The 16586-nt window shown below is 64.6% G+C and carries 20 protein-coding genes and 1 riboswitch; of the genes, 10 read left to right on the top strand and 10 right to left on the bottom strand.

Annotated features, from left to right (window positions below):
• Positions 1-4 precede the first annotated feature (4 nt).
• From pth to ABID58_RS13585, 3 genes are all read right to left on the bottom strand, one after another.
• Positions 5-610: an aminoacyl-tRNA hydrolase gene (pth, locus tag ABID58_RS13595; RefSeq protein ID WP_354032999.1), complete on the bottom strand. Its 606-nt coding sequence runs from the start codon at positions 608-610 to the stop codon at positions 5-7.
• 58 nt (positions 611-668) lie between these two features.
• Entirely contained in the window at positions 669-1394 is a 726-nt protein-coding gene (locus ABID58_RS13590) for a 50S ribosomal protein L25/general stress protein Ctc (protein ID WP_354032998.1), read from the bottom strand.
• Between the two features lie 183 nt (positions 1395-1577).
• Positions 1578-1829, bottom strand: coding sequence for an accessory factor UbiK family protein (locus tag ABID58_RS13585; RefSeq protein ID WP_128953911.1), 252 nt, complete (start codon positions 1827-1829; stop codon positions 1578-1580).
• Positions 1830-2013: 184 nt separating this feature from the next.
• On the opposite strand from ABID58_RS13585, the gene ABID58_RS13580 reads away from it, so the two are divergent.
• From ABID58_RS13580 to pgeF, 4 genes are read left to right on the top strand one after another with little or no spacing between them, the layout of a single operon-like run.
• Complete coding sequence (locus tag ABID58_RS13580) at positions 2014-2751, top strand: dienelactone hydrolase family protein (RefSeq protein ID WP_148751131.1); 738 nt, start codon at positions 2014-2016, stop codon at positions 2749-2751.
• Between the two features lie 8 nt (positions 2752-2759).
• Positions 2760-3605 (top strand): prolipoprotein diacylglyceryl transferase, encoded by an 846-nt coding sequence (gene lgt, locus ABID58_RS13575; RefSeq protein ID WP_354032997.1) that lies wholly within the window; start codon positions 2760-2762, stop codon positions 3603-3605.
• Positions 3606-3626: 21 nt separating this feature from the next.
• A complete protein-coding gene (locus ABID58_RS13570) occupies positions 3627-4745 on the top strand; it encodes a class I SAM-dependent methyltransferase (protein ID WP_354032996.1) in 1119 nt (372 codons plus the stop codon).
• A complete protein-coding gene (pgeF, locus tag ABID58_RS13565; protein WP_354032995.1) occupies positions 4745-5512 on the top strand; it encodes a peptidoglycan editing factor PgeF in 768 nt (255 codons plus the stop codon). Before ABID58_RS13570 ends, pgeF begins: the two co-directional genes overlap by 1 nt.
• A gap of 3 nt (positions 5513-5515) precedes the next feature.
• On the opposite strand, the gene ABID58_RS13560 is transcribed toward pgeF, so the two are convergent.
• A complete protein-coding gene (locus tag ABID58_RS13560) occupies positions 5516-6088 on the bottom strand; it encodes a hypothetical protein (RefSeq protein WP_354032994.1) in 573 nt (190 codons plus the stop codon).
• A 93-nt stretch (positions 6089-6181) separates the two neighbouring features.
• On the opposite strand from ABID58_RS13560, the gene ABID58_RS13555 reads away from it, so the two are divergent.
• Positions 6182-6820 carry a hypothetical protein gene (locus tag ABID58_RS13555; RefSeq protein ID WP_502916406.1) on the top strand — a complete coding sequence of 213 codons (639 nt, stop codon included), beginning with the start codon at positions 6182-6184 and terminating at the stop codon, positions 6818-6820.
• A gap of 194 nt (positions 6821-7014) precedes the next feature.
• Positions 7015-7968, top strand: a complete 954-nt coding sequence (locus ABID58_RS13550) for a ribose-phosphate pyrophosphokinase (RefSeq protein ID WP_187434825.1) — start codon at positions 7015-7017, stop codon at positions 7966-7968.
• Between the two features lie 81 nt (positions 7969-8049).
• Here the strand turns inward: ABID58_RS13550 and ABID58_RS13545 are convergent, their stop codons facing one another.
• Complete coding sequence (locus ABID58_RS13545) at positions 8050-9138, bottom strand: serine hydrolase domain-containing protein (RefSeq protein WP_354032993.1); 1089 nt, start codon at positions 9136-9138, stop codon at positions 8050-8052.
• Positions 9139-9235: 97 nt separating this feature from the next.
• On the opposite strand from ABID58_RS13545, the gene ABID58_RS13540 reads away from it, so the two are divergent.
• A complete protein-coding gene (locus ABID58_RS13540; RefSeq protein WP_354032992.1) occupies positions 9236-9565 on the top strand; it encodes a PadR family transcriptional regulator in 330 nt (109 codons plus the stop codon).
• Complete coding sequence (locus ABID58_RS13535) at positions 9562-10134, top strand: DUF1700 domain-containing protein (RefSeq protein ID WP_354032991.1); 573 nt, start codon at positions 9562-9564, stop codon at positions 10132-10134. Before ABID58_RS13540 ends, ABID58_RS13535 begins: the two co-directional genes overlap by 4 nt.
• 113 nt (positions 10135-10247) lie before the next feature.
• On the opposite strand, the gene ABID58_RS13530 is transcribed toward ABID58_RS13535, so the two are convergent.
• Positions 10248-10805 (bottom strand): 6,7-dimethyl-8-ribityllumazine synthase, encoded by a 558-nt coding sequence (locus tag ABID58_RS13530; RefSeq protein WP_354032990.1) that lies wholly within the window; start codon positions 10803-10805, stop codon positions 10248-10250.
• 76 nt (positions 10806-10881) lie between these two features.
• A riboswitch (FMN riboswitch) is annotated at positions 10882-11041 on the bottom strand.
• A gap of 406 nt (positions 11042-11447) precedes the next feature.
• On the opposite strand from ABID58_RS13530, the gene ABID58_RS13525 reads away from it, so the two are divergent.
• Together ABID58_RS13525 and proC are read left to right on the top strand one after the other, a co-directional pair.
• Complete coding sequence (locus ABID58_RS13525) at positions 11448-11948, top strand: type III secretion system chaperone family protein (protein ID WP_148751121.1); 501 nt, start codon at positions 11448-11450, stop codon at positions 11946-11948.
• A 199-nt stretch (positions 11949-12147) separates the two neighbouring features.
• The gene (gene proC / locus ABID58_RS13520; protein WP_354032989.1) at positions 12148-12987 is read left to right on the top strand and encodes a pyrroline-5-carboxylate reductase; all 840 of its coding nucleotides are present in this window, start codon (positions 12148-12150) and stop codon (positions 12985-12987) included.
• 14 nt (positions 12988-13001) lie between these two features.
• Here proC and ABID58_RS13515 read toward each other — a convergent pair whose 3' ends face one another.
• From ABID58_RS13515 to ABID58_RS13500, 4 genes are all read right to left on the bottom strand, one after another.
• Complete coding sequence (locus ABID58_RS13515; protein WP_354032988.1) at positions 13002-13394, bottom strand: thioesterase family protein; 393 nt, start codon at positions 13392-13394, stop codon at positions 13002-13004.
• A 173-nt stretch (positions 13395-13567) separates the two neighbouring features.
• Complete coding sequence (locus ABID58_RS13510; RefSeq protein ID WP_008144861.1) at positions 13568-13771, bottom strand: tautomerase family protein; 204 nt, start codon at positions 13769-13771, stop codon at positions 13568-13570.
• 121 nt (positions 13772-13892) lie between these two features.
• Complete coding sequence (hisS, locus tag ABID58_RS13505) at positions 13893-15392, bottom strand: histidine--tRNA ligase (protein ID WP_354032987.1); 1500 nt, start codon at positions 15390-15392, stop codon at positions 13893-13895.
• Positions 15393-15472: 80 nt separating this feature from the next.
• Positions 15473-16555: a branched-chain amino acid aminotransferase gene (locus tag ABID58_RS13500; protein WP_354032986.1), complete on the bottom strand. Its 1083-nt coding sequence runs from the start codon at positions 16553-16555 to the stop codon at positions 15473-15475.
• Between the last annotated feature and the right edge of the window lie 31 nt (positions 16556-16586).

The raw sequence follows: 16586 nt of genomic DNA, 5'->3' as shown, positions 1-16586 counted from the left end.
AGCGTTATTCCTTGCCGTTCTCGTCCTTGGTCAAAAATCCCTTCGCCTGCATCGCAAGATGCACCCTGTTGGCGAAGGTCGCGTCCGTGCCCTTGACGATCAGTGCGGCATGCTCGGCCACCGCGTCGCAGAGCGTCATCACCCAGTCGTTGTCGGCTTTGGCGAAGTCCGACAGCACATGGCCGTGCACCATCTCCTTGACACCGGGATGACCGATGCCGAGCCTGACACGGCGATACTCGTTGCCGATATGGGCGGAGATCGAGCGCAGGCCGTTATGTCCGGCAATGCCGCCGCCGATCTTCACCCGAACCTTGCCCGGCGCCAGTTCGAGCTCGTCGTGAAACACCGTGACGTCACCGGTCGCGATCTTGAAGAAGCTCGCCGCCTCCTGAACGCTGCGGCCGGAGTCGTTCATATAGGTCATCGGCTTGAGCAGGATCACGCGCTCAGTGCCGAGCGTGCCTTCCGAGGTCTCACCCTGAAAACGACGGCGCCATGGTGCGAAACCATGACGCCGCGCAATCTCGTCGACGGCCATGAAGCCGATATTGTGCCGGTTACGTGCGTATTTCGCGCCGGGATTGCCGAGCCCAACAAAGAGTCGCATGACGCGGCGCGCCCCTCGCTCGGCGCGCGATCAGAGACCGCGCGCCAGCTATGAGAGATTACTTCTTCTTGTCGCCGCCGGCGGGAGCCTTGGCAGCCGCCGCCGGAGCAGCAGCACCCGCAGCCGGAGCAGCACCTGCCGCCGGAGCAGCTGCACCAGCCGCCGGAGCCGCGCCACCAGCAGCAGCCGCAGCCGCGGCCTTCTGCTCTTCGGCGTAGCCGGACGGCGGCACGATGGTGACGAGGGTCGCGTCCTCGCGGGCCAGCGCCTTGACGCCGGCCGGCAGCTTGATATCGGCCAGATGCAGCGAGTGACCGATTTCGAGCGAGCCGACATCGGCCTCGATGTATTGCGGGATGCTCTCGACGCCGCATTCGAGTTCGATCGCATGGGCGACGATGTTGACGGCGCCGCCGCGCTTCACGCCGGGCGAGCCTTCCGCCTTCACCACGTGCAGAGGCACGCTGATGCGGATGGTGGCGCCTTCGCCGAGCCGCATGAAGTCGACATGGATCGGGAAGTCCTTGACCGGATCGAGGTGATAATCGCGCGGAATCACGCGGTGCTTCTGGCCTTCGAGGTCGATATCGACCAGCGTGGTCAGGAACCGGCCGGCGAGGATGCGCTGACGCAGTTCGCGATCATCAACCGAGATCGGCAGCGGGGGCTGCTTGTTGCCATAGATCACTCCGGGCACTTTCCCGGCGCGACGCTCAGCCCGGGCGGCCCCCTTGCCGCTCTTCGGACGTGCGGTCGCCTTCAATTCCTTGACGGTCGTCGCCATAGTCTAAGTCCTTGTTTTTGCAAAAGTTAATGGGCCGCAGCGCGGCCCATGGCATCGTTCGCAGCAAGCCTCCAGGGGTGCGGGGGCCACGAACTGCCGGGCTTTTAGCCGGAAGATGCAGAAATGACAAGGAGAATGGGCTGCCCGCCCGGGTTCCAACCCTCCAGGGGACGGTAAGCGACCTCACCCGCCGAGCTTGGCCTCCAGCGCCGCGATACGCGCCTTCAGGGCCTCGTTCTCCTCACGAGCGAGGCGGGCCATGTCCTTGACCGCCTCGAACTCCTCGCGCTTGACCAGATCCATGTCGCGCAGGAATTTTTCGGCCTGATTGCGCAGCACCGTATCGAACTCCCGCTTGGCGCCCTGAGCAGCTCCGGCGGCGTCGTTCATCAAGCGGCCGATCTCGTCGAAAAACCGGTTGGTGGTCTGGGTCATGTCGGTCTCCTGATCGGTCTCTTGGCGGCCTGCGATAAACTTTGCGCGAACGGCGGATAAGACAATGGCAATCCGCGGAGGCCGGTTCAAGGCCCACGCGGCGGTATCCTTGTCATGCCCCGGTTTCCTTGCAATCGTATTCAACGTCCCTGCATAACAAGAATCACAAAGCGGAACGCAAGACATGATCGAGCAGCAGATCGCAATTCCCACCAGGGACGGCCACACCGCGACCTTCATCGTTCATCCCGAGCGCGCCGGACCGTTCCCTGTCATCCTGTTCTACATGGACGCGCCGGCGATCCGCGAAGAGCTGCGCGACATGGCGCGCCGGCTCGCGACATCGGGCTATTACGTGATGCTGCCGAACCTCTATTACCGCTCCGGCGTGATGGAGCTCGGCGCGCTGCCGGCCGATCCGAACGCACCGGAGCGCAAGCGCATGTTCGCGCTGATGGGCTCGCTCACGATTCCCATGATCATGGACGACACGCGTGCGCTGCTCACCTATGCCGAGGGTCAGACGGCCGCGAACACTGAGATCATCGGCACCGTCGGCTACTGCATGAGCGGCCGTTACGCCGTCAACGCCGCCACGCATTTCCCCGATCGCGTCAAGGCGGCCGCCTCGGTCTACGGCACGCAGCTCGCGACCGATCAGGACGACAGCCCGCATCTCGCCGCGAGCAAGACCAAGGCCGAGCTCTATTTCGCCTGCGCCGAGACCGACATCTACGCGCCGACCGAGATCATCGAGAGGGTCAAGCAGGGCATGAGCGGCGCGAAAGCCGAGGTCGAGATCTATCCCGGCACCCATCACGGCTTCGCCTTTCCCAAGCGCCCGGTCTATGACCGCGACGCCGCCGAGCGGCATTGGGAGCGCCTGCTGGCGCTCTATCGCCGCAATCTCGTCCAGTCATAGAAGGCACGATGCCCTTTCTGCTCATCGACTTTCCGTCCTTCAACCCGATCGCGGTCGCGATCGGGCCGTTCGCGATCCGCTGGTACGCGCTGGCCTATATCGGCGGCATCGTCATCGGCTGGCTCTATGCGCGCTCGCTGTTGAAGAACGAGCGGCTGTGGGACGGCCCCGCGCCGATGTCGCTGGTGCAGATCGACGACTTCATTCTCTGGGTCACGCTCGGCATCATCCTGGGCGGCCGCACCGGCTACGTGCTGTTCTACAATCTGCCCTTCTTCATCAATAACCCCGCCGCGATCTTCAAATTGTGGGAGGGCGGCATGTCCTTCCATGGCGGCTTCCTTGGCTGCGTCGTCGCGGTGATGTGGTTTGCCTATCGCAACGGCATCTCGATCCTGTCGCTCGGCGACATCACCACCGCGGTCGCTCCCGTAGGGCTGCTGCTCGGGCGCATCGCCAATTTCATCAACGGCGAATTATGGGGCCGCGCCACCGATGCGAGCCTGCCCTGGGCGATGATTTTTCCCCACGATCCGACCCACCTGCCCCGCCATCCGAGCCAGCTCTATGAAGCCGGCATGGAGGGCATCCTACTGTTCACGGTGCTCGCGATCATGATCCGCTTCGGCGCGCTGAAACGGCCGGGTATGATCCTCGGCAGCTTCATCCTAATCTATGGGCTGACGCGGATCGCCGGCGAGCATTTTCGCGAACCGGACGAGCAGCTCGGCTTCCTCTGGGGCGGGTTAACCATGGGTATGCTGCTGTCGATCCCGATGCTTATCGTCGGAGGTATACTTATTGTATGGGCTGTCAGGCGCGGTGCGCCGAAGGCGCTCGATCCCATTCGTTAATTCATTTCGAGAAGACAGATCGTGACCGAACAGCCATTGCTCAACGAGATCAAGGCGCTGATCAAATCCTCGGGCCCCATGCCGGTCTGGCGATACATGGAAACGTGCCTGATGCATCCGCGCCACGGATATTATGTCTCGCGCGATCCATTGGGACGAGAGGGCGACTTCACCACCGCGCCCGAAGTCAGCCAGATGTTCGGCGAATTGCTGGGATTGTGGACCGCCTCGGCCTGGAAGCAGATGGGCTCGCCGCAACTCCTGCGGCTGATCGAGATCGGCCCCGGCCGCGGCACCATGATGGCGGACGCGCTGCGCGCACTGCGCGTGCTGCCGCCGCTCTATCAAGGGCTGAGCATTCATCTGGTCGAGGTCAATCCGGTTCTGCGCGAGCGGCAGAGTGCGACATTATCGGGCGTGCGCAACAATATCGCCTGGCACGACAGCATCGATGACGTGCCTGAGGGACCGAGCATCATCCTCGCCAACGAATATTTCGACGTGCTGCCGATCCACCAGATGGTGAAGCGCGAGAATGGCTGGCACGAGCGTGTGGTCGAGATCGACCCCAACGGCAAGCTTCAGTTCGGCGCGGCCGCCGAGTCGACGCCACGCTTCGACGTGCTGCTGCCGCCCCTGGTGCGCGCGGCGCCGGTCGGCGCGGTGTTCGAATGGCGGCCCGATACCGAGATCATGAAGCTCGCCACGCGCGTGCGCGACCAGGATGGCGCGGCGCTGGTCATCGACTACGGCCATCTGCGCAGCGATGCCGGCGACACCTTTCAGGCCATCGCACGTCACTCCTTCACTGATCCCCTGAAGGCGCCGGGCCAGGCCGACCTCACCGCCCATGTCGACTTCCAGGCGCTCGCGCGCGCGGCCGAGGACGTCGGCGCTCGCGTGCACGGACCGGTGACGCAAGGGGATTTCCTCAAGCGTGTCGGCATCGACACCCGCGCAGCCGCGCTGATGCAGAAGGCGACGCCGGAGGTGGCGACCGACATTTCCGTGGCACTGAAGCGGCTGACCGACACCGGGCGTGGCGGCATGGGCGCGATGTTCAAGGTGCTCGGCATCTCCGAGCCGCGACTGACGGGCCTTGCGGGTCTCAGCGATCTCGAACAGGCCGGAGGCCATTGATGACCCTCACCTCGTCGCTGCTGTCGGCGGTGCCCGGCCTGCGCCATTCCTTCTTCACGCGTGAAGGCGGCGTCTCAAACGGCATCTATGCCGCGCTGAACGGCGGGCTCGGCTCCAGCGACGATCAGGCCCTTGTCGCAGAGAACCGCCGCCGCATGGCCGAGCATGTCGGCGTTGCGCCGGAGCGCTTCCTCAGCCTGCATCAGATCCATTCGCCCGACGTCCTCGTCGCCGACGCGCCTTGGCCAAGCGGCCCGCGGCCGAAGGGGGATGCACTGGTGACCAAAACACCCGGCATCGCGCTCGGCGTCTCCACCGCCGATTGCGGCCCCGTGCTGTTCGTCGATCCCAATGCGCGGGTAATCGGCGGCGCGCATGCCGGCTGGAAAGGTGCGCTCACGGGCGTGCTGGAGGCGACGATCTTCACGATGGAAAAGCTCGGCGCCACGCGCAGCGGCATCATCGCCGCCATCGGCCCGTTGATCCGGCAGGACAGCTACGAGGTCGGCAACGAGTTCGTCGCACGCTTCATCGAGGCGGATGCCGACAACGCCGTGCTCTTCATCCCGTCGGTGCGCGAGGGCCATGCGATGTTCGACCTCGCCGGCTTCATCCGCAAGCGGCTGGAAGCCGCCGGCATTTTGATGGTCGAGGATCTCGGTCTCGACACCTACGCCGACGAGCGCTTCTTCAGCTATCGCCGCTCGGTTCACCGCAAGGAGCCGGACTACGGCCGTCATATTCACGCGATCGCGCTGGAGGGGTAAGTGTCAGTCGTTACACTTCTCGAATAGCGGTGTTTGCTGCTGGGTGCGATCCCATTGCGTCGGCAACTCCTCGTACTGCTTGGAAGGTGGGGGCGGCGGCGGAGGTCGGACGTAAAAGCCCTCTTCGACGTCAAACTTCTTCCTGTCCTCGCGATGCGCGGAAAATGTTCGATATTTCTCGCCAACCTTCAGCAGGACAATCTCCCAGGGCTCGCCAGGCTGACGCCACCACACCGCCGCGACGGTCGGCGGAGGATCCTGAACCGACACGAACTTGATCTTGTCGTCCGCGATGCGCGTCGCCGCATAGATAGTGCTGATGAATGTCCGCACCTGCCCGGGTGAAAACGTTCCTATCACGTTCCTGATTGTCGGCGATCCCGAGGACGGCACAATGTATGTCATCCGCGCGCCGCAGCCGTTGCTCGTGCAAGCCTGATTTGGATCCCGCTTGCAATCGACCGACCACGTCCCAACCAAACCGAAGGACCGAATGACCTCGGCAGCGCTCTCTGCGGCAGCGGCCGGGCCTGCGGCAAGGCATGCGATGATCAAGCCAAAAGCCGGGCCCCTCATCGACCGCTCCCCATCCACATCGGCCTGATCGGTTAAACCCTGTGTTCTGCCTGCCCTAGACGTTAAGCGATTTTAACGATATCGCAAGGCGCAATGAGGGAAGCGTCAACCCGCCTGCTCCAAACCCGGATAATAATGCGCGCCGCGATCGCCGCCGCATCGATCGTGATCGCTTGCGCGCTTGGCGGCTGCGCCGGGGGTGGCAGTGCTGCTGATTCCTACGCGATGGCGCCGAGCGCCGGCTCCGGGGCGACGGTCGCCTTCGAGTCGATCGACGGGCCGCCGCCGCAGGTGTTCGACCGCATGGTCGGCGTGCTCGACAGCGAATCCAAGCTTCGCAGTCTGTCCGTGGTCTCCCGCGAGGCGACGGCTGCCTACCGGGTGCGCAGCTACCTCTCCGCCCAGGTGGTGCGCGGCAAGACCGTCATCGCCTGGGTCTGGGACGTTTATGACGCCAACCAGCAGCGGGCGCTGCGCCTCTCCGGCGAGGAACCGACTGCGGCCAAGGGCGGCCGGGACGCGGCGCGTGATCCCTGGCAGGCGGCCGACGACCTCGTGCTGCGGAAGATCGCCCAGGCCGGATTCAGCGGACTTTCCAATATGATCAACGGAGCGCCGGCGGACTCGCCGGGCTCGGTTCCGGGCCTGCGCGGACCCGCCGTAGCAGGCGTGGCACCCGATGCTGGGGCGCCGGAGAGGCAGGCCTCGGCGCTCGGCTATGCCCAGCAATAACCACCGCTAAACCACGGGCCCAAGTACCAGCCAAGCCGTTGGCCCGACTCAGGATTTTCAGAGGGAAAACGTAGCATCCCGGGTTGCCATTGCGGGCTTCAGCCTGATATTTCCTCGCCCGTCGTAACCGTGCTGCCAGTGGGTATTCTCTGATGTTGAACGTCGTATCCAGCAAAGCGCGGGAGGAAGCGTCCATGTCGGCCAAAAACGGCTCCATCAAGCTCGTCGCCGGCAACTCCAATCCGGCTCTCGCGCAGGCCATCGCGCAGGGCCTCGACATGGCGCTGACCAAAGCGGTGGTCCGGCGCTTCGCCGACATGGAGATCTTCGTCGAGGTCCAGGAGAACATCCGCGGCTCGGATGCCTTCATCATTCAGTCGACCTCGTTTCCGGCGAACGACAATCTGATGGAGTTGCTGATCATCACCGACGCGCTGCGCCGCTCCTCGGCGCGCCGCATCACCGCAGTGATCCCCTATTTCGGCTACGCCAGGCAAGACCGCCGCTCCGGCTCGCGCACGCCGATCTCGGCCAAGCTCGTCGCCAATCTGATCACCCATGCCGGTGTCGACCGCGTCATGACGCTCGACCTGCATGCGGGCCAGATCCAGGGCTTCTTCGATATCCCGACCGACAATTTGTTCGCTGCCCCCCTGATGGTGCGCGACATCCGCGAACGTTTCGATCTCGGCAAGGTGATGGTGGTATCGCCCGACGTCGGCGGCGTGGCCCGCGCCCGCGGCCTCGCCAAGCGCATCAACACCCCGCTCGCCATCGTCGACAAGCGCCGTGAGCGTCCGGGCGAGTCCGAGGTCATGAACGTGATCGGCGACGTCGCCGGCTACAGCTGTATCCTGGTCGACGACATCGTCGACTCCGGTGGCACGCTGGTGAACGCAGCCGATGCGCTGATCGCCAAAGGCGCGAAGGACGTCTCCGCCTACATCACCCACGGCGTGCTCTCCGGCGGCGCGGCGGCCCGTATCGCCGGCTCGAAGCTGAAAGAGCTCGTCATCACTGACTCGATCCTGCCGACGGAAGCAGTGACCAAGGCCCCGAACATCCGGACGTTGCCAATCGCGAGCCTGATCTCCGACGCGATCGCGCGCACCGCGGCGGAAGAGTCGGTGTCGAGCCTGTTCGACTGACCTGGTTTTACGCTGTCCTGGGGTGGGCAAAGGCGCGACGCGCCGTGCCCACCTTTTTTCTTTTGCGACGCCGGCGGCGCCTCACGCCGCAAAGCCCGGCAGCACCACCTCCTTCATCAGCGCGAGCATCACTTCGGTCTGCTCCCGGCCGGATCGCTGATAGTTTCCGCAGTGGATCACCACGACGAGATCGCGCGCCGGCATCACGAACAGATATTGGCCACCCCAGCCGACACCGCCGAACCAATGCAGGGGTTGCGCCGTGACGAAATCGCCCATGTACCAGTGATAGCCGTAATCGCGGCCAACCCGGGTCGGGACGACCGGTGTGGTCACGCGCTTCACCCAGTCGGACGGAGCGACGGACTTTCCATTCCAGCTGCCGTCCGCCAGCATGAGCTGACCAATCTTGACGAGATCGCGCGGCAGGAGACGCGCCCCTGACGCCGCACGCGGTTCGCCGTCACGGCCAACGTTCCAGTCGGACGGACCAAAGCCGAGCGGATCGAACAGCACGCGGCGGCAATAGGCCGGCAGGGCTTCGCCGGTACCCCTGGCAATGAGCCGACCCAGCAGCGCGGTCGCGCCGCCGCAATAAGTCCATTTCGCGCCTGGTTCGCCGACGATCGGTCGCTCCAGGATGAAGCGGTAGCGATCGGGCGCGGCTTCCATCGCCGTCTCGGCGTTGCGTGGATCGCCGTAAACAATCGCAAGCTCCTCCCATTCCAAGCCGAGCGTCATCGAGAGCACATGGTGGATCGTGATCTTGTCGCGGCCGGGCTGCGCGGCGAGATCGGCATATTCCGGAAACTGCGCGTAGAGCTTTGCGTCAGGCGGCGGCACCTTGCCTTCCGCGAGCGCAATGCCATAGGCGAGACCGACGACGCTCTTCGAGACAGAGCGCAGATCGTGCAGCACGTCGGGACCAAAGACGACGTCGCCGAGCGGAGTGCCCAAGCGCTCGTCCGCGCCCCGGCCGTAATGCTCGAACACAAGCTTGCCGCCCTGGCTGACCAGGAGCACATGCAGACCGGGCACCTTTCCGGTCTGCATAAGCCCGGCGAGGCGCTCCGCGGTATCGGACGATCCAGCAATCGCGGGCACGGCCCGCGGAAGGACGACGCTCGCGCCCAGGCCAGCCAGAACATGACGACGGTTGAGATAAGCCATGGATCAATTCCTCCGGAATGGGGTATACACAGGTACCTTGTAATACACAGTACCTTGCTATATAAGCTCCCCCGAAAGCGGTGTAGTCAAGGAGGAAATGGCCGACTCGTCGAATCAGGTTCAGCTCAAGAAGGGTGCGCTGGAGCTCTGCGTGCTCGCCCTGCTCGCACGCGGCGAGAGCTATGCCTATGAGATCGCGAGCACGCTGTCGGCCGGCGTCGGCATGGGTGAAGGAACGATCTATCCGCTTATGCGGCGGATGCAGGATGATGGGCTGGTCGACACCCGCCTCGAGGAATCCAGCAGCGGCCCGCCGCGCAAATATTACCGGCTGACGGCCGCCGGCCGCGCCGCCTTCACCGCGCAGAAGCGCGAATGGCGAAGCTTTTCGGATGCCGTGGACCGGTTGCTCGGAGACGCCAAATGAACCGCGCCGACTTCCTTCAGATGCTCGGCGATGGGCTCGCGGGACTGCCCGCGGCCGAGATCGACGACATCCTGGCCGACTACGCCGCCCATTTCGAGGAGGCCCGCGCCTCGGGGCGGACGGAGCAGGAGGTCGCCTCCGCGCTTGGCGACCCCAGACGGCTGGCACGCGAGCTGCGCGCCGAGACGGGATTGCGCCGGTGGGAGAACCATCACTCCTTCCGCAACTCCACGGCCGCGCTGTTCGCGCTCAGTGGCCTCGCCGTGGTCGACATCGTCCTGCTGCTGCCGCTGCTGCTCGCTGTGCTGCTGATCCTGCTCGTGATCGCCTTCGTGATGTGCGTGCTGGGAATCGTCGGCATCGGTTTGCTCATCAGCGTCTACAAGCATTCCGGCGACGGGCGGATTGTCGAGCTGATCTTGCGCGGGCTCGCAGGCGTCGCGCTGGTAACCACGGGCGCAGGGTTCGCTGCGTTGCTGGCGCTGGGACTCAATGCCGCCGTCCGGTGGCTCGGCAATTATGCCCGGCTGCATTACCGGCTGCTCAAGCCGGACCGGACCGAGCCGTGAGTTTCAGCCGGCTTCCGATCTTGCCGGCCGCCCCGTCTCAACACGGCCTCCTCCCGCCACCGACCTGATGGAACGGCGGCGGGATTGACGATCAGCGGCGTGTGAAGGGACAGTTACACAATCCCCGCCGCGACCTGGCCGCGCAGGCGCTCCAGGCCGTGCAACGTCTCCGCACAAGCGGCCGCGACCTCGACGCCCTTGATCGCAAAGTGCCTGCGGAAGAAATCGTAATGCACCTCGGTCTCGTGGAATTGCTGCGGCGTCAGCACGGCGGAGAACACCGGCACCTCGGTGCGGAGCTGCACGTCCATCAGCGCCTTGATCACGGTGTCGGCGACGAACTCGTGGCGATAGATGCCACCGTCAACGACAAGCCCGGCCGCGACGATCGCGGTGTAACGCCGGGTCTTGGCGAGGAGCTGCGCATGCAGCGGGATCTCGAACGAGCCCGGCACCTCGAACACGTCGACATGAGTGAGGTGGCGCGCCTCCGCCTCCTTCATGAAGGCAATGCGGGCCTCCGCGACCACGTCGCGGTGCCAGCAGGCCTGCACGAAGGCCACCCGCTGCGGCTTCGCAAAGCGCGGATGCTCGGTCACCGGGTCCTGTGGAACCGACGGCGGTTGTGTCTGGGAGATTTCGGCTTGGGGATCTTGCAACATCTGATTCATGGCTTTCCTCAGTTAAGGACCAGAATCAGGGCACACGGAACGACAAACAGCCGCATCTTGCGATGCGTCTGCCACCGACCGTTCTCTTTCATCCGGACTTTAACCGTCGGCTTCGGAGTTGCACCGAATCTGCTGACCCTTCCCTTTGGACAAAAACCTTGGGGAAGGCGCTCGCGGGCTTAGGCCTTTCGACCTTTACCGCCGGTGGGGACTTTCACCCCGCCCTGAGAACATCGGCCGCTCGGGATTGAGCGACCTGAGGGAAATATGACGCCGGTCCGGCGCCGCAGCAAGCGTGTTCCGCATGGGAAAACCGCATGGTCCCATGCCGCCCATGGCGGGCTGGCCCTCGGGGGGCGGATTAACGGTACGCTGTCCGGGAGTCCGATTCCGGTTTGTTCTTTTCGTTAATAATTGTGGCCGAGATGAGCTGTGGACGAACGAGTCCTGGCTTGTGGACGGACTCGGCAGCCGGTTGCGCAGATTCCGCAAATCACATCAGTTGATCCGCGACAAGCCCGCGCTGGTCCCAAGATCGCGAGAGCGACTCCGAAGGGATCGCCTTAACGACATTAAGGGAGCGCGCGCCGGACCAACCGCGTGCGTATCAAAGACAACAAGAAGGCAAGAGGTCGAGACGGCATGTCCCTGCTCGAAGGCACCATCGATTCCAAAAGCCACCCGCTCGCGGTGGTCGAGGATATCGCTGCCAGCAACAACTGGCCGTTCGAACGTTCCGGCGAAGACGAGCTGACCATTGTCTCGAAGGGGCAATGGACCGACTACCAGATCTCGTTCACCTGGATGGGCGAGATCGAGGCGCTGCATCTGGCTTGCGCTTTCGACATGAAGATTCCTGTTGCACGCAGAGGCGAGGTGCAGCGGCTCGTCGCCGCGGTCAACGAGCAATTGTGGATCGGCCATTTCGACCTGTGGACCAACACCGGCATGATCATGCACCGTCAGGCGCTGGTGCTGCCGGGCGGCCTGACCGCCTCGACCGCGCAATGCGAAGCCATGCTCGCCGGCGCCATTCACGCCTGCGAACGCTATTTTCCGGCGTTCCAGTTCGTGGTGTGGGCTGGCAAGACGACCGCGCAGGCCATGGACGCCGCGATGTTCGATACGGCGGGTGAGGCGTAAGGCCGCGCCCTTCCTCTCCACCGTCGTCCCGGACAAGCGCAGCGAAGCGGAGCGCCGATCCGGGACCCATACCGCGTGATCTAGCTTTGTGGCACGCGGCTTGTTGCCAACACCTCGATCCACTAGAACCACTCGTGGGATATGGGTCCCGGCCCCCCATGCGCAATTGCGCACTAGGCCGGGGACGACACCTTTGTTCATGGTGACCGCAGTGGCCAGCAGCAGCACTCTCCAAAACATCACCGGAACCATCCTGCTCGCCGGCGCCGGCAAGATGGGCGGCGCGATGCTGACCGGATGGCTGGCGGGCGGGCTCGATCCGCGCCGCGTTGCGGTGATCGATCCGCACATCTCGCCCGAGATCAGCGCGCTCGCCGCCAAAGGCGTTGCGCTCAATCCCGACGCGAAGGCGGCGGGCCGCGTCGAGACGATGGTGGTCGCGGTGAAGCCGCAGATGTTCCGCGAGGCCGGCGCCAAGCTGAAATCGTTCGTCTCGGAAAACACCTCGGTGGTCTCGATCATGGCGGGAACCACGATTGCCTCGCTCAAGGAGGTCTGCGGCGGCGCCGTGGTGCGCGCGATGCCGAACACGCCGGCCGCGATCGGCCGCGGCATCACCGTGGCCGTCGCTGCGAAGAACGTCAGCACCTCGCAGCGCGCGGTGGCCGATGCATTGCTGCGCGCCACCGGCTCGGTCGAATGGGTCGAGGATGAAAGCCTGATAGATGCCGTCACTGCCGTCTCCGGCTCCGGGCCCGCTTACGTGTTCCTGCTCACCGAAGAGCTCGCACGCGCCGGCGTCGAAGCTGGCCTGCCCGAGGCGCTGGCGACAAAGCTCGCGCGGGAAACGGTCGCGGGCTCCGGCGAGCTGCTGCACCGGTCGGATCTTCCCTCCAGCACGCTGCGCCAGAACGTCACCTCGCCCGGCGGCACCACCGCCGCGGCGCTCGGCGTGCTGATGGGCGAGCCCGGCCTGCGCGATCTGATGATCCGCGCGATTGCGGCGGCGACGAAGCGGTCGAAGGAATTGGCGAAGTAGCGCAGCATTTGCCGCTACGCTCCCAACCGCTTGTTGAACATCGCGACATTGACGAGCCCGCGCGCATGCCGGCCTTCGCCGAGCTTGCGCGCGCCTTCGAATGCCTCGACCTCGAAGCGGATGACGCGGCGCTCGACGGCGATCACTTTCGCAGTGGTCCGCACCGTTGCGCCGACGAGGGCAGCGGCGAGATGGCGGATGTCGACCTCGGTGCCGACAGTGACCCAGCCCGGCTGCAGCGCGGAGCGGATCGCATCGCCCGACGTCATCTCCATCTCCAGGATCATCATCGGCGTCGCATAGACCATCGGCATATCAGGCACGAAATGCCCGACCGTGCGCTCGGCCGGCACCACCAGCGTGCGCTCGGCGCTCATGCCGATTGTGATGAAGTCGCGTGCGTCCATGGGGCTTGCTCGGTGTCGTCCCGGACAAGCGAAGCGCAGATCCGGGACCCATAACCACAGGATCGAGTTTGGCGAAGACTCGGAGTTACCAGCTCGCCTCCACAACCACTCCCTGTGGTTATGGGTCCCGGCTTTCGCCGGGACGACGGCGGTGGATGCCGAACGAGCGCTGGCTACTTCTTCGCCGCCGCGGCGCGTTCCACGAAGGTCTTGCCGCCTTTCATCTTGTGGCGGAGCGGGGCTTCGTTGATCTGGATGACGACGGCATCGGCGTCGACGCCGAGATTCTTCACCAATGCCTGCGTGATGTCGCGCATCATGCCGGCCTTCTGCTCGTCGGTGCGGCCTTCGGCCATGCTGACGGTGATCTCAGGCATATTATCTCTCCCTCTCGCCTCTCCGTCATCGCCGGGCTTGTCCCGGCCATCCACGGACATCGCTATCAAACAAGACGTGGGTGCCCGGGACAAGCCCGGGCACGACGATCGAAACGAATGGCTAGCTCCAGCTGACGTCATGGCGCGCTAGCACCTCGCGCACTTTTGCGACGAGGTCGGCTTCGCTGCACGAGAACTGCGCGGGGCGCGTCTCGCGCCATTCCTGGTTGGAGGCGATGGCAGCGGCGGCCTTGGCGCCCTCGATCAGATCCTTGATCTGCAGTTCGCCGCGCGCCTTTTCATCCGAGCCCTGGATGACCACGCAGGGTGAGTTGCGGCGGTCGGCATATTTGAGCTGGTTGCCCATGTTCTTGGGATTGCCGAGATAGAGCTCGGCGCGGATGCCCGCGGTGCGCAAGCTTGCCACCATCTTCTGGTAGTCGGCGACGCGGTCGCGGTCGAACACGGTGACGACGACGGGGCCGACTTCGGGCCGCGTGTCGAGCTTGCCGAGCAGCGTCAGCGCGGCCTGGAGCCGCGACACGCCGATCGAGAAACCGGTCGCCGGCACCGGCTCGCCGCGGAAGCGCGAGACGAGGCCGTCGTAACGGCCGCCGCCGCCGACGGAGCCGAAGCGCACCGGGCGGCCCTTCTCGTCCTTGGTGTCGAGCAGCAGTTCGACCTCGTAGACGGGACCGGTGTAGTATTCCAGTCCGCGGACGACAGAGGGATCGACCTTGATGCGGTCCGGACCATAACCGGAAGCTTTCACAAGCCGCTCTATTTCCTCCAACTCTTCGCGGCCTTGTTGACCGACTTTGCTGTCACGCAGCCGCAAGTCAATCTGAGCAATTTTCTCGTCGGCATCATCAACTTGCTCGATGACACTCGTGACCAAGACAATATCAGCAGGCTTTAGTCCCGCGCCCTTTGTAAAGTCACCAGACTCGTCCTTTCGACCTTCACCTAGCAGTTGCTGGACTCCGGCAAGACCGAGCCGATCGAGCTTGTCGATCGCGCGCATAATCGTGAGCCACTGGCTATCGTCGGTAATCCCGAGCGCGTCGCGCACGCCGTCGAGCACCTTGCGGTTGTTCACCTTCACAACGTACTGGCCGCGCTCAATCCCCAGCGCTTCCATCGTGTCCGCGGCCATCATGCAGATCTCGGCATCCGCCGCGGGCGTCGCGGAGCCGACCGTATCGGCGTCGAACTGCATGAACTGGCGGAAGCGGCCGGGGCCGGGCTTCTCGTTGCGGAAGACGTAGCCGACGCGGTAGCTGCGATAGGGCAGGACCAGGCCGTCGGTGCCGTAGCGCTCGCCGACATAGCGCGCGAGCGGTGCGGTCAGATCGTAGCGCAAGCTGATCCACTGCTCGTCGTCGTCCTGGAACGAGAACACGCCCTCGTTCGGACGATCCTGGTCGGGGAGGAATTTGCCGAGCGCGTCGGTGTATTCCATCGCCGGCGTCTCCACCGGCTCGAACCCGTAGAGCTCGTAGACGGCGCGGATCTTCTCGACCATCTCGCGGGTCGCCCGGATCGCGGCGGGATCGCGATCCTCGAGCCCGCGCGGCAGCCGCGCCTTCAGTTTCTGGGGTTTTTTGGGTTTTTCGGCCATGCGGGCGTTTACCAGCCGACGTGCGATGCGGCAACTATTCTTGCCCTCTCCCCCTGTGGGAGGGGAGAAGGAAAAGTGCCTCAAAACACCTTGCGGATCCAGCTGTGCGGATCGTTGGTGCGACCGTACTGGATGTCGACGAGCTGCTTGCGCAGGCCCATGGCGACGGGGCCGGCGGCGCCGCTGCTGATCTCGAAATCGCCGCTCACCGAGCGCACCTTGCCGATCGGCGAGATCACGGCAGCGGTGCCGCAGGCGAAGGCTTCCTTCAGCTTGCCGCTCGCCGCATCCTTGCGCCACTGGTCGATCGAATACGGCTCCTCGCGCACGGTCTTGCCGGCATCGCGGGCGAGCGTGATGATGGAGTCGCGGGTGATGCCGGGCAGGATGGTGCCGAGCGGCGGCGTCGACAGCGAGCCGTCCTCGAACACGAAGAACACGTTCATGCCGCCGAGCTCCTCGATGTAGCGGCGCTCGATCGCGTCGAGGAACACCACCTGATCGCAGCCGTGCTGGATGGCTTCCGCCTGCGCACGCAGGCTCGCCGCGTAATTGCCGCCGCATTTGACGGCGCCGGTGCCGCCGACCGCGGCACGCGTGTAATTCTCGGAGACCCAGATCGAGACCGGCGCGGGGCCGCCCTTGAAATAGGAGCCGACCGGCGAAGCGATCACCGCAAAGATGTATTCGGACGACGGCTTGACGCCGAGGAAGGTTTCGCTCGCGATCATGAAGGGGCGCAGATAAAGACTGCCCTCGCCGCCCGGGATCCAGGCGCGGTCGATGCGCACGACCTGCTCGACCGCCTCGATGAAGACGTCCTCGGGGAGCTGCGCCATCGCCATGCGATCAGCGGAGTCCTTGAAGCGCCGCGCATTGGCGTCGGGACGAAACAGATTCACCCCGCCGTCATCGCGCTTGTAGGCCTTGAGGCCTTCAAAGATCTCCTGGGCGTAGTGCAGGACCGCGCCGGCCGGATCGATCTGGAAATTGGCGCGGGCCTCGACGCGCGCCTCATACCAGCCGCCCTTGGCCTGGTTGTAGCGGACCACCGCCATGTGGTCGGTGAAAACGCGTCCGAAGCCGGGATCGACCAGCTTGGCGACCCGGTCCTTCTCAGGCGTCGGATTGGATGCGGGCTGGATGTCGAATTTCATGCTCATGTCCTTGGCTCCCGCTGCCGGTGGCTGCGCT

The organism is Bradyrhizobium sp. S3.2.6 (assembly GCF_040546885.1).
GTDB lineage: Bacteria > Pseudomonadota > Alphaproteobacteria > Rhizobiales > Xanthobacteraceae > Bradyrhizobium > Bradyrhizobium cytisi.
This window is presented reverse-complemented; position numbering and strand designations above follow the sequence as displayed.